This window comes from Roseateles sp. P5_E4 (genome assembly GCF_054049255.1).
In genome coordinates, this window is record NZ_JBFUMS010000009.1 from 278,711 (window position 1) to 303,433 (window position 24,723).

General features: G+C 66.6%; 31 protein-coding genes and 1 tRNA gene. 9 read left to right on the forward strand and 23 right to left on the reverse strand.

Annotation, left to right across the window (positions count from 1 at the left end; genetic code table 11):
* Nucleotides 1-7: 7 nt before the first annotated feature.
* Entirely contained in the window at nucleotides 8-637 is a 630-nt protein-coding gene (ureE, locus tag ACXJLH_RS19090; RefSeq protein WP_457445747.1) for an urease accessory protein UreE, read from the reverse strand.
* Nucleotides 638-697: 60 nt separating this feature from the next.
* Between ureE and ACXJLH_RS19095 the strand changes: the two genes are divergently transcribed.
* The 4 genes from ACXJLH_RS19095 (at nucleotide 698) to ACXJLH_RS19110 (ending at nucleotide 3,176) form a co-directional block, all read left to right on the forward strand.
* A complete protein-coding gene (locus ACXJLH_RS19095) occupies nucleotides 698-886 on the forward strand; it encodes an AbrB/MazE/SpoVT family DNA-binding domain-containing protein (protein WP_457445748.1) in 189 nt (62 codons plus the stop codon).
* Nucleotides 887-893: 7 nt separating this feature from the next.
* Nucleotides 894-1,715, forward strand: coding sequence for a crotonase/enoyl-CoA hydratase family protein (locus ACXJLH_RS19100; protein WP_457445749.1), 822 nt, complete (start codon nucleotides 894-896; stop codon nucleotides 1,713-1,715).
* Nucleotides 1,712-2,374 (forward strand): class I SAM-dependent methyltransferase, encoded by a 663-nt coding sequence (locus ACXJLH_RS19105; RefSeq protein WP_457393051.1) that lies wholly within the window; start codon nucleotides 1,712-1,714, stop codon nucleotides 2,372-2,374. Before ACXJLH_RS19100 ends, ACXJLH_RS19105 begins: the two co-directional genes overlap by 4 nt.
* A gap of 145 nt (nucleotides 2,375-2,519) precedes the next feature.
* The gene (locus tag ACXJLH_RS19110; protein ID WP_457325044.1) at nucleotides 2,520-3,176 is read left to right on the forward strand and encodes an energy transducer TonB; all 657 of its coding nucleotides are present in this window, start codon (nucleotides 2,520-2,522) and stop codon (nucleotides 3,174-3,176) included.
* Nucleotides 3,177-3,264: 88 nt separating this feature from the next.
* On the opposite strand, the gene ACXJLH_RS19115 is transcribed toward ACXJLH_RS19110, so the two are convergent.
* From ACXJLH_RS19115 to ACXJLH_RS19135, 5 genes are all read right to left on the reverse strand, one after another.
* Nucleotides 3,265-5,145: a hypothetical protein gene (locus ACXJLH_RS19115; protein ID WP_457445750.1), complete on the reverse strand. Its 1,881-nt coding sequence runs from the start codon at nucleotides 5,143-5,145 to the stop codon at nucleotides 3,265-3,267.
* A 57-nt stretch (nucleotides 5,146-5,202) separates the two neighbouring features.
* Nucleotides 5,203-5,409 (reverse strand): TfoX/Sxy family DNA transformation protein, encoded by a 207-nt coding sequence (locus tag ACXJLH_RS19120; RefSeq protein ID WP_457445751.1) that lies wholly within the window; start codon nucleotides 5,407-5,409, stop codon nucleotides 5,203-5,205.
* Between the two features lie 9 nt (nucleotides 5,410-5,418).
* On the reverse strand, nucleotides 5,419-6,231 hold the full coding sequence (locus ACXJLH_RS19125) for an alpha/beta hydrolase (RefSeq protein ID WP_457445752.1): 813 nt from the start codon (nucleotides 6,229-6,231) through the stop codon (nucleotides 5,419-5,421).
* Nucleotides 6,232-6,275: 44 nt separating this feature from the next.
* Nucleotides 6,276-6,953: an ion channel gene (locus ACXJLH_RS19130; protein WP_457445753.1), complete on the reverse strand. Its 678-nt coding sequence runs from the start codon at nucleotides 6,951-6,953 to the stop codon at nucleotides 6,276-6,278.
* A gap of 163 nt (nucleotides 6,954-7,116) precedes the next feature.
* Nucleotides 7,117-8,016 (reverse strand): PEP-CTERM sorting domain-containing protein, encoded by a 900-nt coding sequence (locus tag ACXJLH_RS19135; protein ID WP_457445754.1) that lies wholly within the window; start codon nucleotides 8,014-8,016, stop codon nucleotides 7,117-7,119.
* Nucleotides 8,017-8,360: 344 nt separating this feature from the next.
* Here ACXJLH_RS19135 and ACXJLH_RS19140 point away from each other — a divergent pair, with 344 nt between their 5' ends.
* The 4 genes from ACXJLH_RS19140 (at nucleotide 8,361) to ACXJLH_RS19155 (ending at nucleotide 12,104) form a co-directional block, all read left to right on the forward strand.
* A complete protein-coding gene (locus ACXJLH_RS19140; RefSeq protein ID WP_457445755.1) occupies nucleotides 8,361-9,191 on the forward strand; it encodes a spondin domain-containing protein in 831 nt (276 codons plus the stop codon).
* A 359-nt stretch (nucleotides 9,192-9,550) separates the two neighbouring features.
* Nucleotides 9,551-10,219 (forward strand): choice-of-anchor J domain-containing protein, encoded by a 669-nt coding sequence (locus tag ACXJLH_RS19145; protein ID WP_457445756.1) that lies wholly within the window; start codon nucleotides 9,551-9,553, stop codon nucleotides 10,217-10,219.
* An 18-nt stretch (nucleotides 10,220-10,237) separates the two neighbouring features.
* Nucleotides 10,238-10,681 carry a post-PEP-CTERM-1 domain-containing protein gene (locus tag ACXJLH_RS19150; protein WP_457445757.1) on the forward strand — a complete coding sequence of 148 codons (444 nt, stop codon included), beginning with the start codon at nucleotides 10,238-10,240 and terminating at the stop codon, nucleotides 10,679-10,681.
* Complete coding sequence (locus ACXJLH_RS19155) at nucleotides 10,668-12,104, forward strand: PA domain-containing protein (protein ID WP_457445758.1); 1,437 nt, start codon at nucleotides 10,668-10,670, stop codon at nucleotides 12,102-12,104. Before ACXJLH_RS19150 ends, ACXJLH_RS19155 begins: the two co-directional genes overlap by 14 nt.
* Nucleotides 12,105-12,245: 141 nt before the next feature.
* On the opposite strand, the gene ACXJLH_RS19160 is transcribed toward ACXJLH_RS19155, so the two are convergent.
* The 9 genes from ACXJLH_RS19160 to ACXJLH_RS19200 form a co-directional block, all read right to left on the reverse strand.
* Nucleotides 12,246-12,770, reverse strand: coding sequence for an REP-associated tyrosine transposase (locus tag ACXJLH_RS19160; protein WP_457445759.1), 525 nt, complete (start codon nucleotides 12,768-12,770; stop codon nucleotides 12,246-12,248).
* Between the two features lie 98 nt (nucleotides 12,771-12,868).
* Nucleotides 12,869-13,183 carry a hypothetical protein gene (locus ACXJLH_RS19165; RefSeq protein WP_457445760.1) on the reverse strand — a complete coding sequence of 105 codons (315 nt, stop codon included), beginning with the start codon at nucleotides 13,181-13,183 and terminating at the stop codon, nucleotides 12,869-12,871.
* A gap of 193 nt (nucleotides 13,184-13,376) precedes the next feature.
* Nucleotides 13,377-13,784 carry a hypothetical protein gene (locus ACXJLH_RS19170; protein ID WP_457445761.1) on the reverse strand — a complete coding sequence of 136 codons (408 nt, stop codon included), beginning with the start codon at nucleotides 13,782-13,784 and terminating at the stop codon, nucleotides 13,377-13,379.
* Between the two features lie 145 nt (nucleotides 13,785-13,929).
* The gene (locus tag ACXJLH_RS19175) at nucleotides 13,930-14,637 is read right to left on the reverse strand and encodes a hypothetical protein (RefSeq protein ID WP_457445762.1); all 708 of its coding nucleotides are present in this window, start codon (nucleotides 14,635-14,637) and stop codon (nucleotides 13,930-13,932) included.
* Nucleotides 14,634-15,548: a HipA domain-containing protein gene (locus ACXJLH_RS19180; protein WP_457445763.1), complete on the reverse strand. Its 915-nt coding sequence runs from the start codon at nucleotides 15,546-15,548 to the stop codon at nucleotides 14,634-14,636. Before ACXJLH_RS19180 ends, ACXJLH_RS19175 begins: the two co-directional genes overlap by 4 nt.
* Nucleotides 15,549-15,728: 180 nt before the next feature.
* Nucleotides 15,729-17,447 (reverse strand): urease subunit alpha, encoded by a 1,719-nt coding sequence (ureC, locus tag ACXJLH_RS19185; protein ID WP_457445764.1) that lies wholly within the window; start codon nucleotides 17,445-17,447, stop codon nucleotides 15,729-15,731.
* Nucleotides 17,444-17,749, reverse strand: a complete 306-nt coding sequence (locus ACXJLH_RS19190; RefSeq protein ID WP_457355940.1) for an urease subunit beta — start codon at nucleotides 17,747-17,749, stop codon at nucleotides 17,444-17,446. The genes ureC and ACXJLH_RS19190 overlap by 4 nt, the downstream gene beginning before the upstream one ends.
* Nucleotides 17,749-17,916 (reverse strand): hypothetical protein, encoded by a 168-nt coding sequence (locus ACXJLH_RS19195; protein WP_457394616.1) that lies wholly within the window; start codon nucleotides 17,914-17,916, stop codon nucleotides 17,749-17,751. Before ACXJLH_RS19195 ends, ACXJLH_RS19190 begins: the two co-directional genes overlap by 1 nt.
* 9 nt (nucleotides 17,917-17,925) lie before the next feature.
* Nucleotides 17,926-18,228, reverse strand: coding sequence for an urease subunit gamma (locus ACXJLH_RS19200; RefSeq protein ID WP_056195107.1), 303 nt, complete (start codon nucleotides 18,226-18,228; stop codon nucleotides 17,926-17,928).
* A 223-nt stretch (nucleotides 18,229-18,451) separates the two neighbouring features.
* Between ACXJLH_RS19200 and ACXJLH_RS19205 the strand changes: the two genes are divergently transcribed.
* Nucleotides 18,452-19,951 (forward strand): peroxidase family protein, encoded by a 1,500-nt coding sequence (locus tag ACXJLH_RS19205; protein WP_457445765.1) that lies wholly within the window; start codon nucleotides 18,452-18,454, stop codon nucleotides 19,949-19,951.
* On the opposite strand, the gene ACXJLH_RS19210 is transcribed toward ACXJLH_RS19205, so the two are convergent.
* The 8 genes from ACXJLH_RS19210 to ACXJLH_RS19245 form a co-directional block, all read right to left on the reverse strand.
* Nucleotides 19,935-20,519: a nitroreductase family protein gene (locus ACXJLH_RS19210; protein ID WP_457445766.1), complete on the reverse strand. Its 585-nt coding sequence runs from the start codon at nucleotides 20,517-20,519 to the stop codon at nucleotides 19,935-19,937. The two genes, ACXJLH_RS19205 and ACXJLH_RS19210, sit on opposite strands and share 17 nt — an antisense overlap.
* Entirely contained in the window at nucleotides 20,516-21,286 is a 771-nt protein-coding gene (locus ACXJLH_RS19215; protein WP_457445767.1) for a PhnE/PtxC family ABC transporter permease, read from the reverse strand. The genes ACXJLH_RS19210 and ACXJLH_RS19215 overlap by 4 nt, the downstream gene beginning before the upstream one ends.
* Nucleotides 21,283-22,098: a phosphonate ABC transporter, permease protein PhnE gene (phnE, locus tag ACXJLH_RS19220; RefSeq protein ID WP_457445768.1), complete on the reverse strand. Its 816-nt coding sequence runs from the start codon at nucleotides 22,096-22,098 to the stop codon at nucleotides 21,283-21,285. The genes ACXJLH_RS19215 and phnE overlap by 4 nt, the downstream gene beginning before the upstream one ends.
* On the reverse strand, nucleotides 22,098-22,904 hold the full coding sequence (locus ACXJLH_RS19225; protein ID WP_457445769.1) for a phosphonate ABC transporter ATP-binding protein: 807 nt from the start codon (nucleotides 22,902-22,904) through the stop codon (nucleotides 22,098-22,100). The genes phnE and ACXJLH_RS19225 overlap by 1 nt, the downstream gene beginning before the upstream one ends.
* Nucleotides 22,901-23,773, reverse strand: coding sequence for a putative selenate ABC transporter substrate-binding protein (locus tag ACXJLH_RS19230; RefSeq protein WP_457355946.1), 873 nt, complete (start codon nucleotides 23,771-23,773; stop codon nucleotides 22,901-22,903). Before ACXJLH_RS19230 ends, ACXJLH_RS19225 begins: the two co-directional genes overlap by 4 nt.
* Before the next feature lie 30 nt (nucleotides 23,774-23,803).
* Nucleotides 23,804-24,205: a DsrE family protein gene (locus tag ACXJLH_RS19235; RefSeq protein WP_457445770.1), complete on the reverse strand. Its 402-nt coding sequence runs from the start codon at nucleotides 24,203-24,205 to the stop codon at nucleotides 23,804-23,806.
* Entirely contained in the window at nucleotides 24,184-24,615 is a 432-nt protein-coding gene (locus ACXJLH_RS19240; protein ID WP_457445771.1) for a glycine cleavage system protein H, read from the reverse strand. Before ACXJLH_RS19240 ends, ACXJLH_RS19235 begins: the two co-directional genes overlap by 22 nt.
* A 12-nt stretch (nucleotides 24,616-24,627) precedes the next feature.
* Nucleotides 24,628-24,723 (reverse strand) — tRNA-Sec (locus tag ACXJLH_RS19245).

Genomic DNA, 24,723 nt, shown 5'->3' on the forward strand with positions numbered 1-24,723 from the left:
GCGGGCGTCAGTGCCCGTGCCCGTGCCCGTGGTCGTGGTCGTGGTCGTGCTTGCAGTCGGGGCCGTGCACGTGGACCGGAATGGGCAGCGGCTTGCGCGCCGGTGCCGACGCCGTTGCATGGTCGTGCGCGTGGCCATGGGCATGGTCGTCATGCCCATGGTGATGATGGCCATGCCCAGCCCCCTCGCCATACGCCCCAGCCTCGGGCTCGAAGGCGGCCTGCGCTTCGGTCACGATGAGGTGCTGGCGGCGCAGCATGTCGGCCAGCACGGGGTCGGGCTCGAACTGCAGCAGCTCGGCCTGCAGCTCTAGTGGCACATGGCGGTTGCCGAGGTGGTAGGCGGCGCGCAGCAAATCAAATGCGGAGCCGTGCTCTGCGCAGAAACGCACCTGCAGCACGGGCTGGGGGGCGGCGATGACGCGCAGCAGGGAACCGTCTTCACCCACAAGCACGTCGCCGCCGCGCAGCGCCGTGCCGCGGGGCAGCACCACGGCAACTTCGCGACCGGAACTGTCAGTCGCGCCGAATCGGCTCTTGCTGCGGGTGTCCCAATCGAGTTCGAGAGCGGGCGAGCGCTTGAGCAGCACGGCGGCGAGGCCACCGCCTTGAGGGAGGCGTTTGGAGAAGGTGTGCATGATGGGTTCGGAGGGCAACTGGTTAGTATTGTCGACGCGGTCACCTCAGGAGCGGCAAGCATGGACATCGTTCAACTGGTAGAGGCGCAAGACTCTCTCGGCTTTGTGCTTCCCGACGCCGTGCTGGCACGCCTGAATCTCGCAGCAGGTGACACCCTGCAGCTGACCAAGACGCCCACTGGCATCCTGCTCACGCGAGCCAATGCCGCAATGACCGAGCCGCAACCCGACTCCGTTCCACCACCTTGACTCCCCAATGACCGCGCCCACACTCGAAACCCTCACCGTCTCCGTCCAGGACCACATCGCCACCGTCCGCCTGAACCGGCCGGACAAGGTCAATGCGATGAACGCGGCGATGTGGCAGGACATCCGCCGCGCCTTCGACTGGGTGGACACGCAGCCAGAAGCGCGCGTCGCCGTGCTGGAAGGCGAAGGCAGGCACTTCACCGCCGGAATCGACCTGCAGATGATGATGGGCATCGCCCCGCAGATCGAAGACCCCTGCGACGGCCGCACCCGCGAGGGCTTGCGCCGGGTCATCCTGGACATGCAGGACACGTTGACCAGCCTGGAGCGCTGCCGCAAGCCCGTGCTCGCGGCCATCCACGGCGCCTGCGTCGGCGGCGGCATCGACCTGATCTGCGCCGCCGACATGCGCTACTGCAGCGGCGACGCCTACTTCTCCATCAAGGAGATCGACATCGGCATGGTGGCCGATGTCGGCACGCTGCAACGCCTGCCCAAGCTGATCGGCTCGCAGGGCCTGGTGCGCGAGCTAGCCTACACGGGCCGGCGCGTGGAGGCGGCCGAGGCGCGCGAGATCGGCCTCGTCAATCGCGTGTTCGACAGCCGCGAGGCGCTTGGGGTTGGCGTGCGCGAGATCGCCGCGACGATTGCGTCCAAGTCGCCGCTGTCCATCCGCGGCACCAAGGAGCAGCTGAACTACGCCCGCGACCACTCGGTGGCCGACGGCCTCAACTACATCGCGACTTGGAACGCCGCGATGTTGATGAGCGAGGACCTGACCAAGGCCATGATGGCCGGCAAGGGCGCGGTGCCCTCGTTCCGCAATTGAGCGCGAACGCAGCGGACGCCGGCACCGCCACGTTCTACGACGGCTACGCCACCCAGTTGGCCGCCACCGAGGCCAGTCGCAGCGCGATGCTGCCCCTTCTCGAAGCTGCTTTGCCGCCGGGCGCCTGGGTGCTGGACGTCGGCTCGGGCTCGGGCCGGGACGTGGCGGCGCTGCAGCAGGCCGGGTTCGAGGCCTTCGGCGTGGAGCCCAACGCCACCATGCGCGAAACCGCGCTGCGGCTGCGGCCCGGCCTTGCCGGACGGCTGCGCGACGCCAGCCTTCCCCAACTGGGCACGCCCTTCTCGGACTGCTGCCCCCAGGGCTTCGACGCCGTGGCGTGCAGTGCCGTGCTGATGCACATCGCCCCCGCCGACCTGCCCGGCGCACTGGCTTCGCTCGCTCGGCAGCTTCGCCCTCTCGCCGCAGGCGACGTGGCCCGCTGCCGGCCCGCACTGCTGATTGCCCTGCCGGAAATGAACCCCGGCCAGTTGAGTGGTGACCGCGACGCCGATGGCCGTCGGTTCCACAACCACGCCCCGGCCACGGTGCAGCGGCAGCTCACCGAGTTGGGACTGATGCTGGAGAGCAGCAGCGTCAACGACGCGGTGCTGGCCAGCACCGACACGCGCTGGCACATGCTGGTGTTCAGGCGGATCTGAGCGCGTCGCGAAGAGCTTCGCCATTGCGACGCGGCTCGTCATCGCAGATGTTCATTCCAGCACCCGATCAGGCAACAATTCCTGCGTGGATCGAGGCCCGCTGTGACAGCCCGCCGACCGGATTCGTTCACCCAGGGAGAACCGCGTGGATTTCGCTCAATGGCAGCACCGCCCGGGCAGGCGCTTCACCGGCATCGGCGTCGTGGTGCTGCTGCATCTCGTGCTGGGTTGGGTCTTGGTCAGCGGCCTGGCGCACCACATCGTCCAGGTGGCCCGGCAGGCCCCTGTGGAGATCAAGCTCATCCAACCAGAAACACCGCCGCCGCCATCGCCGAAGATGGCCTTGCTGCCACTGCCCACCTTGTCTCCCCCACCGCCGCGCTTCATACCGCCGCCCGAAGTGCAGGTGACGCAGCCGCCGGAGACGACCGTCGCCGCCGCAGCCATCCCCCAGCCTTCGCCTGGCGCGGGCACTGAAGCGGCACCACAACCAGGCCGGGGCCAGCCGGGAGGCGCGCTGGTGCGCACACCGCTGCAACTGGACTTCAGCAAGTGCGGCTCACCGGCCTATCCCGACATCGACGTGCAAGGCACGACGATGGTCGTCTTCACGATGGACATCTCCGGCGCCATCTCTGAAGCGCGCGTGGTCGAGTCCAGCGGCCCGTCACGCAGGCACAAGGTGCTCGACAGACTGGCCGTCACCTTCGTGCTGTCCTGCAAGGGCACGCCCGGCACGGTGAATGGCAAGCCCGTTACGCTGCGCGGCATCACGCCCATCACCTGGAACCTGAAGGACTGAGAAGCCGGCTTTGGCTAGGACGGGCGGGCCTGCCCGCGTGCGTTGGCCATCCAGCGTCCCTCGTGCCGCGCCGCGCTGAATCCCGTGGCTAATTCCTTTTCGTGCTGTCCGGCGCGAGCTTGCGCCGCCTCATGGCTTCCATGCGCAGCCCCTGCGCGGCAGCAATCAGTTGGCTCTGCTGCGCGGGCTTCCCAGCGCTAAGCGCCATGGTCTCGAGGAAGGCTGCCGAGGCTTCCGCGTTGGAGATGAACTCCACGCTTTGCAGCGTGTCCTTCTTGTCGATGGTCCACTCCTTGAACGGCGCGTCGGGCGCTGGGTTGCGACGCATCTCCGCAAGGATGTCGCCGCGGGTCACGCCCGCTTCGAGGCGGCCCTGCCACTGCCTGGCCCATTGGGCCGCAGGCTCGTCGCGCACGTTTTGCGCCAGCGAAACGAGCGTATGGTGGGCCTCGTCCGCATTGCCGGCATAGGCGTAGGCCAGCGCAGCGGAGCGAGCGAGCGCGTCGACTTCGCGCGCGGTCTGCCAGGCCGAGATGACACCTTCCAGCGCTGCGCTGTCCGGGGCATCCGTGGCGGCCACTTCGGTCTTGAAGACCGCCAAGGCAGCTTCCGGCGATTGCGGGTTCAAGCCGCGGGCGCGCTGCAGATGGGCCTGAGCAGCCTGGAGATAGGCGCGCCTGGCATCGCCCACGTTGCGCTCGGCCAGGCGCAGGTTCGCCATGCCCAGCAGGTACCGGGCCTCGAAATTGGCGTCCTCCCCTTGCAGAACGGCATTCAGCGCCGGCAGGGCGTCCTGCGGGTTGCCCCAGTCGATCTGCGCCCGGCTCAAGGTGAGGCGGGCCAGGTCGTCGTTCGGGAACTGCGCCGCCAGGCCGGCGACCTTCTTCAGCAGCGCCTCCCCGGCTGGCCGGCTCGGGCACGCCTTCAAGGCGGCATCCGCCAGCACGAATTCGCCCGCCGCACGGGGCAGCGCATGAAACCTCACCCGGCTGGCGGGCAGCGATGGGAGTGCCACACGCAGGGCATCCGTGCCCCGAAGGCTGTACCGCCACATCACCTGCCCGATCTCGGATGCCTTCAGGCCGTAGGCCCGCTCGAAGGCCGTCGTCGGGGAGGCGCCGCGGTCGACGAGCCCGAGATAGCGGTTCAGGCGCTGGCGCCTTTCTTCCGAGGACAGCATGTAGTGCGTCAACAGCCAGGACTTCGCCTCGAACTCCAGGCGCGCCCCGCCCGGTCCGGCATAGTTGTGGGCGTTGGCGAGCTTCTCCTCCAGGACGTCGCCATACTCCAGGCTGGATACCCGGTTGTCTCTGACAAGTCGCAGGTAGCCACCGATCTCCTTCGGCACCCGGCCCACCACCATCTGCTTTTCCGAGAATCGCGCGGCGGAGAAGTACTGCGCAAAGCCGTCGACGAACGACGTCGGGACGCGGATGTCCGTGTGGCGATAAAGGAAGTGCCGCGCATACGCCTCGAAGACATAGGACAGGGTGTCGTCCAGCGGTGAACGGTCGAGTTGCTCGTCGGCGAGGCTGGGGACGCGTTCCAGATGCACGCCGAATCCCTGGACGCCGGAAGCGCAACTGCTGTACAGGCCCACGGCATCGGCCGGCACGCTGGCATCAACCTCACGCAAGGCCGAGACCCGGCTGTGGTAGTACAGCGTCAGCTTGGGTTCCTGCTGGTCGGCCTTGCCATTGGTTTGATGATTAGGCCGGGTGTAGAGGCGCAGCAGATGGTCGAGCTTTTCCAGGTTGTCCAGCAGCTGGGTGACGTCTTCCTGGTTGGCGTCGGAGTACACGACGAAGCGCTGGCTTTCGGCCCGGACCCACGCGGAGAGGTCGTCCTTCTTGCCGGCCACCTCCACGCGCTCCAGGTTTGCCGGGCGGGTTTGCTGGGCGCCGGCGGCGCAGGCCGACAGCAGACAGAAGGCGGCGGCGAGCGTGTTTGCCCAGGGTCCCTTGCGCATTGGCTGTTCCTTCTGGAAGTGTGGCTCGGTGCGTGGTTGCAGATCCGAGCTTTCATCCTAACGGCCAGTCGCTGCCGCGCGGGCGCCCTCCAGGGCCCAAAGCAGGTTCAGCGACACATTGTTATGCCCGGCCCGCTTGGCCCGGACGTAGGTGGCGACGGCGCCCAGCGCGCGCAGCTCTTCAAGCGTCGTGACGCCGACGCTAGCCAGCATCGCTGCGGACTTGGGGCCGAGGTTGGCCAGGGACTCGATCGTGTCTGACATGTGCGGACCCTAGTCGATCTGGTCGATCGCCCAATCGAACGACGGGTCGCCCACGTCGTTGTGCGCGATGTTGAAGTCCTTGCGCTGGATCAGCAGGTCCACATAGGCGCGGCCCTTGTAGCGCGCCTCGTAGGCGATCACGTCGTTCACGTTGCCGGGCGCATTCGCGCTGGTCAGGATCAGGTGCACGGGTAGACGGGGGCTGGCCGTGAAGCGCGCCTGTTCGTCCTGGATGTTCCTGGCCGTCAGCGCCCAGAAGGCGCCATCGAACAGCAGGTAGTTCCTGAAGAAGGGCGTGCCCGCGGCTTCGGTGCTCAGCAGGATGGAGCCCAGCAGCCCGCCGTAGGACGTGCCCGAGAAGCTGCGCACGCCCGTCGTGCGGTAGTTGGCCTCGATCAGCGGCGCCAGTTCCTCCTTCAGGAAACGGGCATAGGCCGGCGCGCCGTTGACGGTGTAGTCGATGGCCCGACGGTCACCCGGGCCCTGCTCGATGTTCACCAGGATCATCGGCTTGCGGCGCTTGTCCAGCAGCTGCGAGAACGAGTTGAAGCTCCACTGCCCGTCGGTCGCGTACATCACCGCATAGCTCTTGCCCGAGGTCGCGTAGTTCTCCGGCAGGTAGACGTGATACGGGTAGGTGATGCCCGTGATCCTGGACGTGATGGACTTGTCGCGCTCCAGCGTGCCCACGTAGACGTAGTTGGGCGTGATCACCACCGGCGGCGGCGTGACGGCCGGCGTCGCGTCGCTGCTCGACCCGCCACCGCCGCAGGCGGACAGCAGGCAGGCAAAGCTCAGAAGCAAACACCGGCGTCTGGACATGGAAGGCCCTCGAGTTGTCTTCTGCGCAGTTCCGGGCACTGCGGTCACGCAGACCCCCGGCGCAGCAGCGTCAGCCCGATCAGCCTGGACACCACGGCCGCCAGGTAGCCCACGCCAACGAACATCTCCAGGCTGGTCGCAGCCCGAGCCAGCGGCCGCACCGGGATGACGTCGCCGATGCCCGTGCTGGACAGCAGCGCGAAGCTCAGGAACATCAGCTCGGACCAGGTGCGGGGCTGTTCGGCGTTGACGGCGGCCGAGAAGCTGCCTGGTTGCACCGCCTGCAGCACCACGAAGCTGTAGGCAAAGCCCCAGGCCAGCAGTGTGAAGGTCGCGCCGGCCGCATACAGCTCGTCGGTCGTCGCATGCATGTCGCTCATCATGTAGGCGACGAGGCTGCCGGCAGCATAAAAGTAGAACAGCGCTTCCAGCGCGGCGGACCAAGGCTGCAGCCAGTGCATTTCCCACACCGCCTGCAGTACCAGCATGGCGATGGCCGGCAAGGCCAGGCAGACGCTCAGCCACGTCAGGCCCGGCGTGCGGCGCACCATGCCAGTCGTGAAGATCAGCACCGTGATGCCGAAGGCGCTCAAGGCGATGGGGCCGGCACGCGTCGATTCGAGGATCGGGTAGAGCAGCAGGCCCACCAGCTGCACGATCAGCAAAATGGCCGACGGGTGGCGGCGCGTAAGGGCGAGAAGTCTTCGGTGGGGCACTTGCATGCCGGGATTCTGTGCCGTACGGCTTCGCGCCAGGCGCGAATCAGGGGCGCGCCTCGCTCGACTGCCGCTGACGCAAACCGGCGCGCTTCCTTCGGCGGATCTCAGAAAGGCGTCGGGCTTCGCGATCCGAGATCGATTGAAGTCGCCATTCGCACAGGCCTGTTCAGCCGCGCCGACGAAGCACCAGCGCCAGCAGGCCGCCACCCAGCAGCAGCGCCACCGAGGGCTCGGGAACCGGCGCATAGGGCACGTTCCAGTCGATGCCGCTCTGGCTGCTCAGCGTGTAGCCGATGGCACTGCCGGCCACCGTGACGCCGCTGACGCCTTGCCATGTCAGCGTGCTGGCGAAGTCGCTGGCGGCCTCGCTGAACCAGTTCGGCCCGGCGCCGGCCGTGCCAGCAGACGCTCGCGAGAAGACACCCAACTCGAACGGCGTGCCCAGCTTGACCGTGACGCTGAAGTTGACGTCCTGGTCAATCACCTGGTGAAACGGAAAGCCGCCCTGCCCCTGGCCTTGGGCGCGAAAGCTCTGCCCGCCAACCGGCGCGTTGTTGAGCCAGACCTGGCTGCCGATCCGGGTGTAGCTGTTGCCGATGGGCAGGCCATCGAGCACGCCGTCGAGATGGACGCTGAAGCTCACCACGGCGTTCTGGCCGACCTGGGCCGGGTTGGCCGGCATCAGCGTCCACGTGTCGGTCCATCCTGCCGTGCTTTCGGCCGCTGCGAAGCCGGCGCTGGCATTGGCGCGGAAATGTGCGTACATCCCGACCGAGCCGTAGGTAGCGCTGCCATGCGAGTCCGCCTGAATGGAAGGCGTTGCCTGGTTGTAGGTGCCGCTGGTCGCCAGTTGCTGTCCCGGCGTGGTGGTCGAGGCCGCGTTGCAGTTGGACAGGCCCGGCCGCCAGTCGAACAGATTGCCTTCGGTCGGGAAGGCGCCAGTGGCCAGGCCGGCGCAACTCGATACGAGAGCGCCCGTGGCGCCGAGATTCTGTTGGCTCAATTCGGCCGCGAAGGTGGGCAAGCTTGCCAGCGCGAGGGGCAGCACTTTGAGGCAGAGGCGCATGTCGGGCTCCTTGTTTGGTGGCCGAAGGCTATGCGTCTACCCAGGCGCCGTCAGTCCCTAAATCCGGCTGATCCCTGGCGTGCTGGAAATACGTCTGCACACCGAAGGTGTCGTGTTCGGGGGCCGCCGAAATGTGGTGTTTGCGGTGTCTTGCCAGCGAACGGGCTGGGACCCCGGTTTTCGGCTTTTCCGCGGGCGCTTTGGTCGACCTGCAGTCCTGCTCCTTACAGCAGCACCCCCATCCGGGTGGTCGCTATGAACCTAGGGAGTAATGCCTGCGGCCTGGCGGCGACTGCAGCACGCGGGGTGTCGCCCCGCGTGCCAACCAACAGGAGATCTCTCGAATGAACAACGCACATCACACCGCCCCTGCCCCCCACCGCACAGCCATCACGCCCCATCGGCTGGGCGCCCTCGGAGTGGCGCTTGCGGCTGCCCTCTTGCTTCCTCAAGGGGCCGCCGCACAAGCACCGGCATACCAGATCACGTTCAAGAACCTGACGAGCAATGCCGCGGCGACGGGGGCGGCGACGACACAGACCGGCCAGCGGCTTTCGCCACCGGTGTTCATCACGCACAGCGACGCCTACACGGCCTTCACCGTCGGCCAGGCCGCGCCGGAGACGATCTGGCGCATTGCCGAAGGCGGCAATCGCAGCTTCCTGCTCGACGAAGCCAACGCCCTTGTCGGCACGAGCGTGCTCAGCGTTGCGGCGCCGCTGTCTGCGCCTTTGCCTCAACAGGACTCCGTGACGGTCATGGTGAATGCCAATGCCTCCCACCACCTGCTGTCGTTTGCCAGCATGCTGGGCTGGACGAATGACGGCTTCATCGGCGTCAGTGGCCTGGACCTGTCGACCATCACCGGCACCGTCACGATCAACCTGTACGGCTACGACGCGGGTTCGGAGAAGAACAACGAGGCCAACGGCTTTCTCGGCGCACTCGGGCTGGGCAACGCCCGCGATCCCGAAGGCGGTTTGATCACCACCCACCTGGGCATCCGGGGCGACGCGAACGCGCCAGCGGCCTGGAACTGGCTGCCCGGCCCCGCAGCCAGCCTGACCATCAGCGCTGTGCCCGAGCCGACCACCTGGGCTCTGCTGGCGGGCGGACTGCCGCTGCTTCACCTGCTGCGCAAGCGTGCAGGCGCCGGGAACGCGCACAAGGTCTGAGCGAAGTTGGGTAGAGGATGTGAAGGCAGCGGCGGGGCCGGCAGCAGCATGTCCACGCCAGCGCGGATGCCGCCTGCTTGGTGCTGTAGGTAGCGCCGGCACGGTCGGCTGATGCGCATGTTCAAGCGGCTTCATTAGTACGTTGCCAGCTTCCCCCCAACAAGAGGGCTTGCCACGAGGCAACCACGAACCTAGCCTCGCCAATCGGACGGATGCAGTGACTGACTGATCTTGTCGCGAGGGCTACTGGACAGGCACTTCTCGCCAACTGCCCAGGCCGGCGAGGTTGCGGCCGGAAAGAGTGGTTGCTCCGAGACGGCCTGCGCCTCCAACCCAAATGCGGTTAATTCGGAGTGTTCATGAAGATCACAAGACTTGGCGCAGCCTTCGTATTGGCAGGATTGGCTACGCTTTCGCAAGCGGGTGTCCTCCTGAGCGAGGGCTTCGACGACGTGGCGACCCTGGCCGGCAAGGGCTGGGTCCTGGCCAACGTCAGTTCACCCAGCCCCGGCACCGACTGGTTCCAGGGCGACAACACCACGGCGTTTACCGCGCAGGCGGGCGCTGCCAACGCTTACATCGCTTCCAACTACCTGGCCGCTCCTCCCGGCGGGTTCATCGACAACTTCCTGATCACACCGTACTTCTCCCTGGAGTCCGATGTGACCCTGACGTTCTATGCCCGCGGCGACGGTTCCGCGGGTGCGGGCTTCTCCGACACCTTTGCCGTGCTGGCCGGCGCCACCGCCCAGGGTGGCAGTGAAGTCGTCACCGAGAGCCTGTCGCCGACGGTGGCATTGGTTGATGACTGGACCGCGTACACCGTGATGCTGCCCGGGTTGGGCGCGGGCGCGATAGGCCGCTTCGCCTTTGAGTACTTCGGCGACGCCGACACATCCAACTACATCGGTATCGACACTGTGATGGTGGCCGCGGCCGAATCAAATGCCGCGCCCGAACCCCAGACCATTGCGTTGGTGGCACTGGGCTTGGCTGCATTGGTGCAGGCGCGCCGCAGGTCGGTCTGACACGAGAGGATGATCACCATGGCTCAAATCAAGTTCAAGGCTGCGGGTCTGATTGCCGTCATGTCGGTGCTCGTCGGGTCGGCCCCGGTATTTGCGGCCGATGCGGTGGGAATGCGCATCGTGCGCGACCCGGTGACGGGCCAGCTGCGCCCGCCCACGGCCGACGAAGCGAAGGCGATGGACGAGGCCGCCGCCAAGGCCCGCGCTGATGCGGCCGCTGCCGCACCGGGAGCCAATCCCGACACCCGTGATCCGGTGGAAATCCGTACGACCAACGGCGTGCGCTACCGCGTCAACGATGCCTTCTTGTCATATTCGGTGGTCACCCGCAAGGCGGACGGTTCGCTGGACATGCAGTGCGTGACCGGGAAGGAAACCGCAGAGAAGCTGGTCCGCGACCCCAAGGCCGCCGTCTCCACCGTTGATCAATCTCGCGGGAAGCACAGCCATGAAGAAAAGTGAGTTCCTGGGCGCACTGGCGGGCGTCCTGCTGGCCGCCTCTGTCCTGCAGGCGCAGGCCGCAGCCACCATCGTCATCCAGAACTTGAACGCCGCGGGCGAAGGGTTCAACGACCCGACGCCTGCAGCTCCCGTGGGTGGCAACGTCGGCACGACACTCGGCCAGCAGCGCCTGATTGCCTTCCAGACCGCGGCCAACATTTGGGGTGCGACGCTCACCAGCTCGCAGACCATCGTCATCCGGGCCAGCTTCGAGCCGCTGACCTGCACTGCAACCTCCGCCGTTCTGGGCAGCGCCGGCGCATGGAACATATGGCGTGACTTTGCGGGCGCGGCCAAGGTCAACACCTGGTATCCCCAGGCGCTCGCCAACAAGCTTGCCGGCGTGAACCTGAGCGCTGGCGACCCGGTCGATGGCCAGGACATCCGCGCGCGCTTCAACTCGCGCCTCGGCTTGTTCCCAGATTGCCTGCCAGGCTCGCCCTTCTACCTCGGACTCGACAACAACCACGGTCCGAACGTCGACCTCATCACCGTGCTGCTGCACGAGTTCGCTCATGGCCTGGGCTTCCAGACCTTCACCAGCGGCAGCAGCGGTGCACAGTTCGACAACCGTCCGTCGATCTGGGATCACTACATCTACGACGACACGGCCAAGCTGCTGTGGGTGGACATGACCAACTCGCAACGTGCGGAGTCGGCGTTGAACACCGGCAAGCTGACCTGGAGCGGAGCCGGGGTGCTGACCAGCCTGCCCACGGTGCTGAGCCTGGGCACGCCCTCGCTCACGATTGGCGGGCCCGCGGCCGGTTCCGCGGCGGGGCCGTACAACATCAGCACGGCCTCCTTCGGCGCGCCGCTGTCGTCGTCCGCCGTGACCAGCACGCTGATGCCGGTGGTTGATACCGGCACCTCGACGGGTCTGGCCTGCAACCCATTGAGCGCCGCCAACGCGCTGGCCGTGAATGGCCGCATCGCCTTGGTGGACCGCGGCACCTGCACCTTCGCCATCAAGGCCAAGAACGTGCAGAACGCGGGCGCCATCGGTGCGATCGTCGTGAACAACGTCGCAGGAAGCGCGCCCGCCCTGGGCGGCGCCGACCCGACAGTGACGATTCCAGTGATCAGCGTGTCCCTGGCCGACGGGAATCTGTTGAAGACCGCGCTGTCCAAGCGCACGCGCACTTCCTCGGGCGTCACCGCGCTGATGGGCGTGAATGCCTCGCAGTACGCCGGTGCCGACATTTTCGGCCGAGCCCGCCTGTTCGCGCCGAATCCGTTCCAGAGCGGGTCGTCGGTATCGCACTTCGACACCATCGCCTTCCCGAACCTGCTGATGGAGCCGGCAATCAACGGCGATCTGCTGCACGCAGTCACTCTGCCCCAGGACCTGACCTTCGCGTTGCTGAAGGACATCGGCTGGTAGGCCGCACTTCACTGGGATCGACTCAGGGGCGCGGAGAAATCCGAACTCACACGCACGGCATCGCCGCGCCTTCCTGGCGGGCTGGGCGGCAACGGCACCTTGCACCCGCAGGTTTGGGTGAGCACAGCGAACCCCAACGCTCTATTCGCCCGCATCCATCTCCGCGCCACTCACGCTTGCCCGACCAGCGTCGATGACGCCTTCGCGAATGAAGCGATGAATGCTGGAGTGCGGCCAGTCCGCCGCTCGTTCGGCCCAGCCATGCTTGACCGGATTGAAGTGGATGTAGTCCACATGCCGCTCGAAATCGGCGTCGTCGCGGATCAGGTGTTCCCAGTAGCGCGGTTGCCAAAGCCCTCGCTCCCCTTTTGCAGCCCGGCTCGCACTGACGCGCTCGCCCGCCGGTATCTGTCGCGAGCAGCCCTGCTTGATGAGCATGATGCGCGTGGCGAAATCAGCGTCCTCCCGCAGCAGCGTCATCAGCAGGTGCAGGTGGTCGGGCAGCACGCAGACGGCGTCCAGCACGAACGGGCGTGACGTGCGTACGGTACGGAAGCTGTTCCGTAGCGCGTTGATGTGATCCGTCAGCAGTTGCCCGCTGCGGTCGGCCGCGTTCAGCGTGAAGAAGTAGGTAGCGCCCGGGGTGTCGGCGCGGCGGTAGCGCATCGGGCTTTTCGTAGGTTGGGGTGAACGGAGTGAACCCCAACGCATTCTGCCGGCCGAGATGTTGGGCTTCGCAGGCTCAACCAACCTACTAGCTGAATTTACTTTCTGCAGGCACCGCTGACAGCCTGTGTGATCAGCCAGACAGCGGAACTAGCAGCGAAGGCGGTGTTTCCGGTAGCGTCGATCACCGAGGTCGGCTCCTGCGGCGGCGGCACGGTCGGGAGTTGGTAGACCTCACGATTGGCCGGCGAGATGCAAGGCCGGATTGCTGTCGCTGCAATCGCCTTGCCCAGGCGACTGTCCTCGCCCTGCGCGGCAGCATGCGGCGCCTGAGCAGACAACATCGAGCGTCGGACGCTCAGGTCTAGCGAACGCCCCGAAAACGCCGCACCTGACTCCGGTGTGGCGATCAAGGCTGCAGCGGAAGGTCTGGCGGGACGCACAGTCGAGCCCGTGTCGGACTCTTCCGCTGCACACGGTGATGCGATGAACGCATGAGCCGCGAGTAGCGCAAAGGACGCAATATTGAAGCGCATGCCCGACTATAAAGTTCGGCAGGTTGGGGTGAACGGAGTAACCCCCAACGAATTCTGCCGGCCCACCCCATCAATCGGATGGATACGCTGGCTTCCAGGTGTAGATGAACACTGCGATGGTCATCACCAAAGTAGCCAAGAGATAGACAGCCGGCCAAACACTGTGACTGCAGTTGGCTTCGTCAGCATCCGGCCCAAGGCCCGGGCAAAGAACTTGACCCATTACCACCAGCAAGGCTGCCAAAACAAGGAGTGGGAACAACCACCGCACCCATCGCCGCCCCTTGATGAGCCAGTAGCCGAGCGCACCGGGCCCCGAAGCCAAGGCCGTCTTCAACAGCAGACCAACGCCTCCTCCCGGCGCACCTACCGCTTCAGCGGAACTGCCCATCCACAGATGAGCTGTTGTCACGAAGGTGAATGTCCAGCATGTGATGGCGATGGCCCAAATGGGGGCCGGTACATCCTTGGTGTTCACGCTTTGAGGCGCCGTTTGGTTCGGCAGTTGAGTTGGTTGAGGGTGAGCGGAGTGCACCCAACGCAGTCTGCCGGCCGAGATGTTGGGGTTCGCAGGCTCACCCCATTAACCTACCGGGCTTGGGTCACCTGAGGCCGCCTGGCAACTAGCGAATTTCGATCCGCACGAACACTCTTGGGCGCGTCTCTGTACCGTTCAGCCGATCAATAGTGCCGTGAATACGTCCGTCTCGCATCCATCGCTGGAACTGCTTGCGCATGATCCTGTTGACGAAGCCAATTGGGTGCCCTTGCCAGCGGACTATCACCGCGTCCTCATCGACCGTATTGCCGGGATCGCCGTCGAAGACGACCGTGTCTCCGGCGCGAAGGTGGTTGACGTCTTGCTTGCAGACATACCGAACACCCGCAAGCTCCGTGAGGAAGTCGAGAGGCACCTGAGCCTCTGGGAACACAGGGATCAATTCGAAGCCATCGCTAGGAAGTGCGGCGCCGGTGTAGCCGAGCAATGCCATGCTCGACGCGGGGAATGGGTGAGGCAACCGATGCCTGTCCAAGTACTCAGCGAAGTCTTCGCGCGACCGAGGAGGCAGCCGGCGCAAGAAGGACTCCAGCACGCCGACGTGGAAGGCATCCGTGCTGCGCAAATCAAACGCCTGGAAGCCTTGAAACCCGGCGTCCTTGGCAGCTTCGAAATCTTCGGTGCCACGAAGGTAATGGAAAGCCGGCAGTCCTTCACCGTCAATGTGAACGATGCCAACACTGCGTCGCAATCGGTCAGGCACGCTCAGATCCACAGGCCGCCAAGTAAGCCAGAGCGCTGTAGGTTCAACGATGTACTTCAGTGTGTTCATGGGGGGCTGCTAGCTGCCCGCAGAAGGGGCAAGCGACGTGCCAGGAGCCGGGTTACGAATTTCAACCGTTGGGCAGTCAATGGTACTGGCAGCTGCATCGACATGAGGTCAGCCAAAACGTGTTCAAGCTGGTGCGGCGTCAAGTTGTCCAGGAGTTCGGCTATTTCGCCACGAACTTGCGGCCACAGGGCGAAGACGCGCTGAACAAGATCTATGTGCGTGCAACGCTGAAGCTCCGCCGGCGCCGTGCCAGCACGCCACCTGATGTGATGAGTCCCTCTGGCGATGTAGCGATCCAACTGCTCGTCCGACCAGCCACCTACACGGCTGAGGTCGAGTTCACTTCCAAGGCTTGTGCCGTTGTCGAAGCACGGGCTCAACCTGCACCCCGTCGTTTTGCCGTTGGCAAGGCCGAAGACGATCGACCAGTTATCTTGATGGCGATCCGTGTTACCTATCAATGCATCGAACACAACGGCCCCTGCCCACCAATGCCGCCAATTCGTAGTTAGGCCAGCCCCAATGCTGAGCGCGCGCATGAGGTTCGCGTTGTCCTGAAAGTTGTGGGCACTGCCCTTCTCTCGATCAAAGTCTGGGTGAATCTTCTGAAGGAAATCTCCACCGAGGACAGACGCCTCATGTCCGTCCGTAAAAAACCATTCGATGAGTGCGCCGCAGATGCCAGTCTCCGAGTTCCAGGCAGCGAAGGCCGGCGGGACCTCAATGCCCATCTCGCAGCCAACCCGGTATGCAATAACTTCAGCCCAGTACTGTTCTGGGTAGGCTTTTCTTGAACGCTTGAAGAGGTATCGCCGCCCAGGAACGATGACTGGGTCATTCCCTTCCAACGGCGCAAACCTAGCTTCCTTCGCTCGCTTGCCTTCTGGGTAAATGCCGAAGTCCTCGTCCAACTTCCAAGACGCTACGTCGATGGCAGTGGCTTGTACGAGAGGTGGGCGAGGCATCGATCTGGTGAGCGTGGCGTGCCAAGCTGCACGAACAGTGGACTCTAGCCGCGCTCTTCTGAACGATGACTGACTGCGCGAAGAATGTCTGGGCGGCTAGCCCCGGTTAGCCCTTGCACCTGATGTTCAAAACAAAAAATACCTCTGCGCCATCGGCAACTCCTTCGCCGGCTCGCAGGTCAGCAGCACGCCGTCCGCCCTCACCTCGTAGGTCTGCGCGTCGATCTCCATCACCGGCAGGTAGTTGTTGAGCAGCATGTCGGCCTTCTTGACCGAACGACAGCCCTTCACCGGTACCAGCGTCTTGGCCAGGCCCAGCTTCTCGACGTTGCCCTGCCCGGCCTGGCTGACGAAGGTCAGCGAGCCTTGCTGAAGCGCCGCGCCGAAGGAGCCGAACATCGGCCGGTAGTGCACCGGCTGCGGCGTAGGGATGGACGCGTTGGCGTCGCCCATCGCGGCGGCGGCGATGAAGCCGCCTTTCAAGATGAGTGACGGCTTCACGCCGAAGAAGGCGGGCTTCCACAGCACGAGGTCGGCCCACTTGCCCACCTCGATGCTGCCCACCTCGTGGCTGATGCCGTGGGCCAGCGCGGGGTTGATGGCGAGCTTGGCGAGGTAGCGCTTCACGCGGGCGTTGTCGTTGCCGGCGCCATCGCCGGGCAAGGCGCCGCGCTGCACCTTCATCTTGTGCGCCGTCTGCCAGCAACGCAGGCTCACCTCGCCCACGCGGCCCATGGCCTGCGAGTCGGACGAGAACATGCTGATGGCGCCGAGGTCGTGCAGGATGTCTTCGGCGGCGATGGTCTCGCGGCGGATGCGGCTCTCGGCAAAGGCCAGGTCTTCGGCGATGCCGGCGTCCAGGTGATGGCAGACCATCAGCATGTCGAGGTGCTCGTCCAGCGTGTTGACGGTGAACGGCCGCGTCGGGTTGGTGGAGCTGGGCAGCACGTTGGCTTCGCCCACCACACGCATGATGTCCGGCGCATGGCCGCCGCCCGCGCCTTCGGTGTGGAAGCTGTGGATGGTGCGGCCCTTGAAGGCGGCAATCGTGTCCTCGACGAAGCCGCTCTCGTTGAGCGTGTCGGTGTGGATGGCGACCTGGGTGTCGGTCAGCTCGGCCACGTTCAGGCAGTTGTCGATGGCCGCGGGCGTGGTGCCCCAGTCCTCGTGCAGCTTCAGGCCGATGGCGCCGGCGTCGATCTGCTGCATCAGCGCCTCGGGGCGGCTGGCGTTGCCCTTGCCCATGAAGCCGAGGTTCATCGGGAAGGCTTCGGCCGCCTTCAGCATCGTGGCGATGTGATGCGGCCCAGGCGTGCAGGTGGTGGCCAGCGTGCCGGTGGCGGGGCCGGTGCCGCCGCCGATCATGGTGGTCACGCCGCTCATCAGCGCCTCTTCGATCTGCTGCGGGCAGATGAAGTGGATGTGGGTGTCGATGGCGCCGGGCGTGACGATGAAGCCCTCGCCCGCGATGATCTCGGTGCCGGGGCCGATGACGATGTCCACGCCGGGTTGCACGTCGGGGTTGCCGGCCTTGCCGATGGCCGCGATGCGGCAGCCGCGCAGGCCGATGTCGGCCTTGACGATGCCCCAGTGGTCGAGGATGACGACGTTGGTGATGACGGTGTCGACCGCGTCACCCGGGCCGGGACCGTTGATGAGCTGGGACTGGCCCATGCCGTCGCGCACGGTCTTGCCGCCGCCGAACTTGACCTCTTCACCGTAGCCGCCGGCACGCAGCGTCAGGTCCTGCTCGATCTCGATGACGAGGGCGGTGTCGGCCAGGCGCAGCTTGTCGCCGACGGTGGGGCCGAGCATCTCGGCATAAGCCCTGCGGGAAATCTTCATAGCTTGCCCTGCACGAGGCCACGGAAGCCGTAGACCGTGCGGTCACCGGCCAGGTCGACCAGCTCGACGGTGCGCGTCTGCCCCGGCTCGAAGCGTACGGCCGTGCCGCTGCAGATGTTCAGGCGCATGCCGCGCGCGGCCTCGCGGTCGAAGCCGAGGGCCGCGTTGGTCTCGGCGAAGTGGTAGTGCGAGCCGACCTGGATGGGCCGCTCGCCGGTGTTGGCGACCTTCAGCGTCAGCGTGCGGCGGCCCGGGTTGAGTTCGTGTTCACCCTCAGCGGTGATCAATTCGCCCGGCACCATCACTTGCGGCCCTTGGCGAACCACCAGATCGCGAAGCCGGCCGCGGCGACGAGGGCCGTCATGCCGACGCCATCCCAACCGTGCAGGTGGATACCCGGTGCGCCGTGGCCGTCGTGGGCCAGGGCGGAAGCGCCGATCAACGGCAGCAGCAAAAGCATTTTGCGCATGGGAAGGGCTCAGGCAATGGGTTGATGAACGGTCACGAGCTTGGTGCCGTCGGGAAAGGTGGCCTCGACCTGGATCTCCGGGATCATCTCGGCGATGCCGTCCATGACATCGGCCCGGGTCAGGATCTCGCGGCCCTCGCTCATCAGCTGCGCGACCGTCTTGCCGTCGCGCGCGCCTTCGAGGATGGCGGCGCTGATGAAGGCGACGGCCTCGGGATAGTTGAGTTTCAAGCCGCGCGCGCGGCGGCGCTCGGCGAGCAGTGCTGCAGTGAAGAGCAGCAGCTTGTCTTTCTCTCGGGGAGTGAGTTCCATCTCGCTTTGCTCGATATTTTTCAGTCAGCCCGAGCGACCGCAAAGGCCGGTCGAACACGTGGAGTGAGTTCCATCTCGCTTTGCTCGATATTTGATGTCGACCCATCGTAGCGAACACCTAGCTTGAAGCGTGCCAGAGGCAGCACTTCCCTAAGTCTGGGGATTCGAGGGCCGGAACCGAGGCTCAGGATGCTTGTCTGCACGCATTTTTCAGGAGACCGCCATGCCCATCCCGCTCAAAGGCCACGGCCTGCTCGGTACACGAGAACAGAAGTTCGTCCGCTTGCTGCCCGAGAACCCCAGGCCCTTCAGCGACGCCAGCCTCGACGCGCTGGCCGCGCTGATGGTCGTGCCGGACGACGAGCTCAACGACGGCGCCGACGCCGAGGAGAACCTGAAGGTGCCGGCCGGCTACACCTATTTCGGCCAGTTCATCGACCATGACCTGACGCTGGACGTCACCTCGTCCTTCTCACGACCCACGGACGCCGCGTCCAACCTGCGCAACCCGGCCTTGGACCTGGACTGCGTCTACGGCGCCGGCCCACAGGACCAGCCCTACATGTACGCCGCCGACGGCGCCACGCTGCTGATCGACCCCACTGGCCTGGATCTGATGCGCCAGCCGGCGAATGGCCGCGCCATCATTGGCGACAAGCGCAACGACGAGAACTCCATCGTCTGCCAGATCCAGCTGGCCATGATCAAGTTCCACAACGCCGTCGTCGCCAAGCTCGCTGCCAGTGGCGACACCAGCAACCTCTTCGAGCGCGCCCGCGCCGAGGTCACCTGGACCTACCAGCGCGTCGTGCTGGAGGACTACCTGCTGCGCATCGTCAACACCCACACCTACGACTTTTTCACCCAGCGCCGCGCGGCCCTCGGCGACGCCGCCTACGACCTCTACGTGCCGACGCTGCGCACCCAGCTGCCCAAGGAATTCGTCGGCGCGGCCTACCGCTACGGCCACTCCATGGTCAGGCGGGGCTACCGGCTCAACAGTGCCACCAAGAAGCTCATCTTCGACGGCGGCGACCTCACCGACGACAGCCTGATCGGCTTCCAGCCGCTGCCCGCGGCGCATGTCATCGACGACTGGGGCCGTTTCTTCTCGCCGAGCTTCGGCATCCCCGTCAAGAACGGCCCGGAGCCGGTGGAGAACAACCCTGCCGTGCGGCTGCAATGGGCCTACAAGATCGACCCTTCGCTGGTGGACCCGCTGGCCAAGCTGCCGCCCAGCGTGGGCGGCGGTGCGTCGCTGGCGGCACTCAACCTCAAGCGCGGCAACCTGCCCAGCTATGCCATCGCCACCGGCCAGGCCTTTGCGGCCAAGCTGCGCGAGAAGCCGCTGACCCCCGACGAATTGATGGTACGCGCCGAAGGCGCCGACGGTTTCACGTTCAAGAGCATCGAAAGTGCCGACAAGCGCTTCCTGACCGAGACGCCGCTGTGGTTCTACATCCTGGCCGAGGCGCAGGCGCCGGTGTTGAGCTACTGGCGCGAGGCCGGCAAGCGGGACCTGAACGACGACGACTTCGCCAGTGGCCCCTGCTCGATCTCCCAGCTTGGCCCGGTGGGCGGGCGCATCCTGATGGAGGTGTTCAACGGCATCGTCGACGCCGACCCGCGCTCCTTCCGCAATGCCGCGCCGGCGGGCTGGGTGCCGATGATCGGCAACGAGATCAGCTTCTGGAACTTGCTGAAGTTCACCGGGCTGGTGTGAGCGGCTGCCACTCCACGAGCACCTGATCGGCGGCTGGCTTGCGCGCAGGCCCGGTGGGGCGGCGCGCGGGCGTGCCCAGCGCAATCCATCCGACCAGCGTCTCGCCCGGCTCGCAGAAGGCCGCGGCGATGGCCGGGTTGCGCACCTTGGCGCCGCTGAGCATCTTGCCGCCAAAGCCCAGCGCATGCGCCGCCGTCAGGAAGTTGGCGATGGCGCCGCCCACGGCCGCCCATTGCTCGTGGGCCGGCACCTGCGGGTGGCCCAGGTCGATGCGGGCGACCACGGCGACCGTCATCGGCGGCTTCAGCGCCCGCTCGGCATCCAGGGCTGCGCCCTCCTCGCCCTTGCCGGCCGCACGGGCCGCGTCGGCAAACAGGGCGGCCATGCCCTGTCTTGCGGCGCCGCGCACCAGCTTGAACCGATAGGGCACCAGTTCGGCGTGGTCGGGTGCGCGCAGCGCGGCCTGGACCATCAGCGCGAGCTGCTCGTCGCTGGGGCCGGGCTCGACGAGATGCTTGGGGCCGACCGAATAGCGGGTCAGCAGGGCTTGCAGGGGTTCAGGAATCATCGCGTGAGGCTTTTGCGGGCGACCCAGGACAGCGCGTCCACGAGGCCGACCAGCGCGATCATGCCGGCCAGCACCGTGCACGTCTCGGCCATCTGGAACAGGCCCAGGTGGTAGCTCAGCATCTGGCCCAGGCCACCAGCCCCGACGACGCCCATCACGCTGGCCGCGCGGATGTTGTTCTCCCAGCGGTACAGCGTGTAGCTGACCAGCTGCGGCAGCGTCTGCGGCAGCGTGGCGAACAGCCACACCCGCCCCTCGCCCAGGCCGCGCTGGCGCAGCGCCAGCGCCCCGGCCGCCGGCGCGTTCTCGAAGCTCTCGGCAAACAGCCGCCCCAGCACGCCGCTGGTGTGAAGGGCCAAGGCCAGCGTGCCGGGCAGCGGCCCCAGGCCGGCGAGGATGAGCAGCTGCGTGGCCCAGACCAGTTCGGGCACGCTGCGCAGCAGGTTCAGCACCATGCGCGCCACCGCCCGGCCCACGCCCTGCCCGGAGGCCGGCAGCGCCAGCAGCAGGCCGCCAACGACCGCCAGTGCTGTACCGAGAGCCGACATGGCCAAGGTCTCCAGCAGCGCCCAGCCGGTCTTGGCCATGAATGCCGGCGCGAGCTGCGGCGGGAAGAAGCTCATCCCGAAGCGGCCCATGCTGGCCAGCGCATCCGCGCCCAGGAAGGCCGACCACTGCAGGTTCAGCGACCAGAAGCTGGCGATGACCAGCGCCAACAGGCCGGCCACCACGGCCCAGGTCGACGCTCTAACGGGTTCGCGTGTCATCCCAGGCGCCCGCGCAGCCAGCGGCTGAAGGCGTCGCTCAGCATGACCAGGCCGATGAAGACCAGCAGGATGGCACTGACCTCGTTGCCGGCGAACATCTTGGACGCGTTGTCCAGCTGCTGGCCCAGCCCACCCGCACCGACAAAGCCCAGCACGACCGACGATCGCACCGCGCATTCCCAGCGGTAGACGGTGTAGCTCAGCAGCTCGGGCAGGCAGCTCGGCAGCGCGCCGAAGCACAGCGCCTGCCAGCGCGTGGCGCCGGCGCTCAGCAGGGCGTGCGTGGGCGCGGCATCGGCGCTTTCCAGGATCTCCGCATACACCTTTCCCAGCATGCCGCCGTAGGCGATGGCAATGGCCAGCACGCCGGCCGTGGCGCCCAGGCCCACGACGCGCACGAACACCAGCGCCCAGATCAGCTCGGGAATGGACCGCAGCGCCACCAGCAGCGCCCGCACCGCGCGGCGCAGCCAACGTGCCGGGCCGGGCCGGCCCTCCAGCGTGCTGGCGGACAAGCGCGCCGTGGCCAGCAGCGACAGCGGCACGGCCAGCACCAGCGCCAGCGTGAGGCCCGCGGTCGCGATGGCCACCGTGCGCCAGGTGTCCCACGCCAGCATCTGCAGGAACTCGGCGTCGCTGCGCATGTGGATGAACTGCGCGAGATAGCGCCCGGTGGCGCGCAGGCCGCGCTCGTCCAGCAGCGTCCAGGGCTTGAACTCGGACAGCACCAGCAGCGGCCACAGCAGCACCAGGCCGATCAGCAGGGCCAGCCAGCGGCGGTTCAGCGCCGGGTCGCGCAGGGCGGGATTCATCAACGGCACATCGCCTGCGGCAGAGGCACGGGCTGCGGCAACGGCGCGATCTCGGGCGGCGGCTCCAGCTGGCTGCGGTAGAGCTCGTCCAGCAGGTCACCGCCCAGGCCCGACGGCGCACCGTCGAACACCAGCTGCCCGGCGCGCAGCGCGATCACGCGTGGAAAACGCGCCAGCGCCAGGTCCACCTGGTGCAGGCTGCAGACGAGCGCGGCGCCAGCGGCGCGGGCGCCGTCCTGCAGCGCCGCCAGGGATTGCCCGGCGCGCGTCGGGTCCAGCGCGGCGAGCGGCTCATCGGCCAGCCACAGTTGGGTGTCGGACACCAGCAGCCGCGCCAGGCCCACACGCTGGCGCTCGCCGCCGGAGAGGCGGTCCACACGCAGCCAGAGCTTGTCGGGCAGGCCGAGCTTTTCGAGCGCGTCCTGCGCAAGGGCCGCGTCCGGCGGGCTCCACAAGGTGCGCAGTGCGCGGCCGAAAGACATGCGCGGCAGCCGCGCAGCCAGCACGGCCACGGCCACGCGCTGGCGTGGTGGCAGCGGCGGATGCTGGGGCGCCAGTGCAATGCCGGCACGCAGCCGGCGGCGCTCGGCGCGCGCCAGCGACCAGGGCTCGCGGCCCAGCAACGTGAAGCGGCCGGCCAACGGGCATTGCATCAGCGCGAGCAGGTTCAGCAGCGTCGTCTTGCCCGCGCCGGAGGCGCCGATGACGGCCACCTGCTCGCCGGCGGCCAGCTCAAGAGTGATGCCGCGCAGCACCGGCGCCACACCGCCCAGCGCGGCGGCGTCGACGCCATTCAGTTCAATCATTTCAACAGACCAGCGTTCTCGGCAGCGGCCTTGATGCCGACGTAGTTCTCAGGCTTGGTGGCGATGAACTTGGTCGCACGCTGCAGGCCGAGGATCTCCTTGCCCTGCGCCGTGTTCGGGTCCAGTGCCAGGAAGGCGGCCTTGATCTTGTCCTGCAGGGCCTGCGGCATGTCGGCGTGGACCGACCAGTTGTAGTCGTAGTAAGGCGGCGTCGTGTAGAAGACCTTGACCTCGTTCGGGTCGACCTTCTTGTCGGCCACGAACTTCTCCCAGACCGAGATGTTCAGCGCACCGGCGTCCACCTTGCCGCTGGCGACGGCGGCGATGGTCGCGTCATGCGCGCCGCTGAAGGCCACGCGCTTCAGGTCCACATCGGGGTTGATCTTGGCGGCCAGCAGGAAGCTGCGCGGCATCAGGTGGCCCGAGGTGCTGCTCTGCGAGCCGAAGCTCAGCGTCTTGCCCTTGAGGTCTTCCAGCTTGGCGATGCCGCTGGCCTTGTCGGTGATGAAGACGGAGCGGAACTTCTCGTCCTCCTCGCGCTGCACCAGCGGGACGATCTTGCCGCCCGAGCGCACATTGGCCTGAACAAAGGTGAAGCCGCCAAACCAGGCCAGGTCGATCTTCTTGTTGACGACGGTCTCGACAGCCGCGGCGTAGTCGGTCACCGGCGTCCACTCGACCTTCATGCCGAGCTTGCTCTCCAGGTAGGCCCCCAGCGGCGCGAACTTCCGCGCCAGCTCGGTGGGCGACTCGTCGGGGATGGCGGTCACGCGCAGCACCTGCTGAGCCTGGGCCGCGGCGCCGGTGAGCGCCAGCACGGCAACCAGGCCACGCGCCACACGGGCGACGGAACGGGGGAAGGCGGTCATCAGGGTTCTCCAGTCGTGGGAAGCAAGGGGTCAGAAAACGAGCGTGGCCCAGGCGGGGTCGGCCGCGCGAAGGGCGTATTGGACCGCACCGCCGTGATGACGGCCGGCGGGGATCAGATCGGCCAGCGTCAGGCCCTGCGCCGCGAGGGCGTCGGAGCAGGCGAAGAAGCGCGCGCCATGGTCCAGCGCGTCCTTCATCCAGCCGGCAATGGTCTTGTCGAAGTGCTCTGACGCGCGCAACTGGTCGGCCACGCCGGGCTTGAGAAGCAGCACCGCCCGAGCCGAGAAATAGACCTCGACCTGCAGTTCCAGAGCCGCTGCCGCGGCGGCATGCGCGAACGGCGTGGCCAGGCGCACCGGGTCGTCGGGATCGGCCGCCCAGAGCAGGATGGCGAGGCCGGTTCGAGACTTCAGCTCAGCTGGTTCAGCCATGCCCACTCCTGCATCGCCTGGCGGATCGCGTCCCCGCCGCTGGCGAGCCGGCCCTTCTCGGCGTCGAGATTCGACGGCTCGAGCTCGACCAGCCAGCCGGCGTCATAGGGTGATTGATGCACCAGCTCCGGCCGTTCTTCCAGCGCCTCGTTGACCTTGACGACCCGGCCCGACAGCGGTGACTTCACCGACACGATGGACTTGGCCAGCTCCACAACGCCGATGGAGCGGCCCTGCTCGACCTCGCTGCCGACCGGCTTGGGGCGGCACATGTAGATGTCGCCCGAGGCCTTGAGGCCCAGGGCTGTGATGCCGATGCGGACATGGCCGTCGGGCAGCGGTTCGGCCCAGGTCTGGTCGTCGACCCAGTACCAGAGCGCCTCGGGCATTTCGGTGCCGGCGATCAGCATGGACGGGCCCGATGGCGGAGGGGCGAGGGAGTCGAACCCTCCCAGCGGCGCGTGGCGCCACCCACCGGGTTTGAAGCCCGGCCGACACACCGGTGTCGTTGCCCTTCC

Bases quoted from the DNA above. Each gene is read 5' to 3' on its own strand.
- ACXJLH_RS19190 (WP_457355940.1), bottom strand. From the start codon at position 17,749: ATGGTGCCGGGCGAATTGATCACCGCTGAGGGTGAACACGAACTCAAC.
- ACXJLH_RS19095 (WP_457445748.1), top strand. From the start codon at position 698: ATGGACATCGTTCAACTGGTAGAGGCGCAAGACTCTCTCGGCTTTGTG.
- ACXJLH_RS19240 (WP_457445771.1), bottom strand. From the start codon at position 24,615: ATGCTGATCGCCGGCACCGAAATGCCCGAGGCGCTCTGGTACTGGGTC.
- ACXJLH_RS19205 (WP_457445765.1), top strand. From the start codon at position 18,452: ATGCCCATCCCGCTCAAAGGCCACGGCCTGCTCGGTACACGAGAACAG.
- ACXJLH_RS19215 (WP_457445767.1), bottom strand. From the start codon at position 21,286: ATGACACGCGAACCCGTTAGAGCGTCGACCTGGGCCGTGGTGGCCGGC.
- ACXJLH_RS19125 (WP_457445752.1), bottom strand. From the start codon at position 6,231: ATGTCCAGACGCCGGTGTTTGCTTCTGAGCTTTGCCTGCCTGCTGTCC.
- ureC (WP_457445764.1), bottom strand. From the start codon at position 17,447: ATGAAGATTTCCCGCAGGGCTTATGCCGAGATGCTCGGCCCCACCGTC.
- ACXJLH_RS19140 (WP_457445755.1), top strand. From the start codon at position 8,361: ATGAACAACGCACATCACACCGCCCCTGCCCCCCACCGCACAGCCATC.
- ACXJLH_RS19130 (WP_457445753.1), bottom strand. From the start codon at position 6,953: ATGCAAGTGCCCCACCGAAGACTTCTCGCCCTTACGCGCCGCCACCCG.
- ACXJLH_RS19120 (WP_457445751.1), bottom strand. From the start codon at position 5,409: ATGTCAGACACGATCGAGTCCCTGGCCAACCTCGGCCCCAAGTCCGCA.
- ACXJLH_RS19145 (WP_457445756.1), top strand. From the start codon at position 9,551: ATGAAGATCACAAGACTTGGCGCAGCCTTCGTATTGGCAGGATTGGCT.
- ACXJLH_RS19235 (WP_457445770.1), bottom strand. From the start codon at position 24,205: ATGGCTGAACCAGCTGAGCTGAAGTCTCGAACCGGCCTCGCCATCCTG.
- ACXJLH_RS19210 (WP_457445766.1), bottom strand. From the start codon at position 20,519: ATGATTCCTGAACCCCTGCAAGCCCTGCTGACCCGCTATTCGGTCGGC.
- ACXJLH_RS19150 (WP_457445757.1), top strand. From the start codon at position 10,238: ATGGCTCAAATCAAGTTCAAGGCTGCGGGTCTGATTGCCGTCATGTCG.
- ACXJLH_RS19225 (WP_457445769.1), bottom strand. From the start codon at position 22,904: ATGATTGAACTGAATGGCGTCGACGCCGCCGCGCTGGGCGGTGTGGCG.
- ACXJLH_RS19155 (WP_457445758.1), top strand. From the start codon at position 10,668: ATGAAGAAAAGTGAGTTCCTGGGCGCACTGGCGGGCGTCCTGCTGGCC.
- ACXJLH_RS19135 (WP_457445754.1), bottom strand. From the start codon at position 8,016: ATGCGCCTCTGCCTCAAAGTGCTGCCCCTCGCGCTGGCAAGCTTGCCC.
- ACXJLH_RS19100 (WP_457445749.1), top strand. From the start codon at position 894: ATGACCGCGCCCACACTCGAAACCCTCACCGTCTCCGTCCAGGACCAC.
- phnE (WP_457445768.1), bottom strand. From the start codon at position 22,098: ATGAATCCCGCCCTGCGCGACCCGGCGCTGAACCGCCGCTGGCTGGCC.
- ACXJLH_RS19160 (WP_457445759.1), bottom strand. From the start codon at position 12,770: ATGCGCTACCGCCGCGCCGACACCCCGGGCGCTACCTACTTCTTCACG.
- ureE (WP_457445747.1), bottom strand. From the start codon at position 637: ATGCACACCTTCTCCAAACGCCTCCCTCAAGGCGGTGGCCTCGCCGCC.
- ACXJLH_RS19195 (WP_457394616.1), bottom strand. From the start codon at position 17,916: ATGCGCAAAATGCTTTTGCTGCTGCCGTTGATCGGCGCTTCCGCCCTG.
- ACXJLH_RS19115 (WP_457445750.1), bottom strand. From the start codon at position 5,145: ATGCGCAAGGGACCCTGGGCAAACACGCTCGCCGCCGCCTTCTGTCTG.
- ACXJLH_RS19175 (WP_457445762.1), bottom strand. From the start codon at position 14,637: ATGAACACACTGAAGTACATCGTTGAACCTACAGCGCTCTGGCTTACT.
- ACXJLH_RS19230 (WP_457355946.1), bottom strand. From the start codon at position 23,773: ATGACCGCCTTCCCCCGTTCCGTCGCCCGTGTGGCGCGTGGCCTGGTT.
- ACXJLH_RS19200 (WP_056195107.1), bottom strand. From the start codon at position 18,228: ATGGAACTCACTCCCCGAGAGAAAGACAAGCTGCTGCTCTTCACTGCA.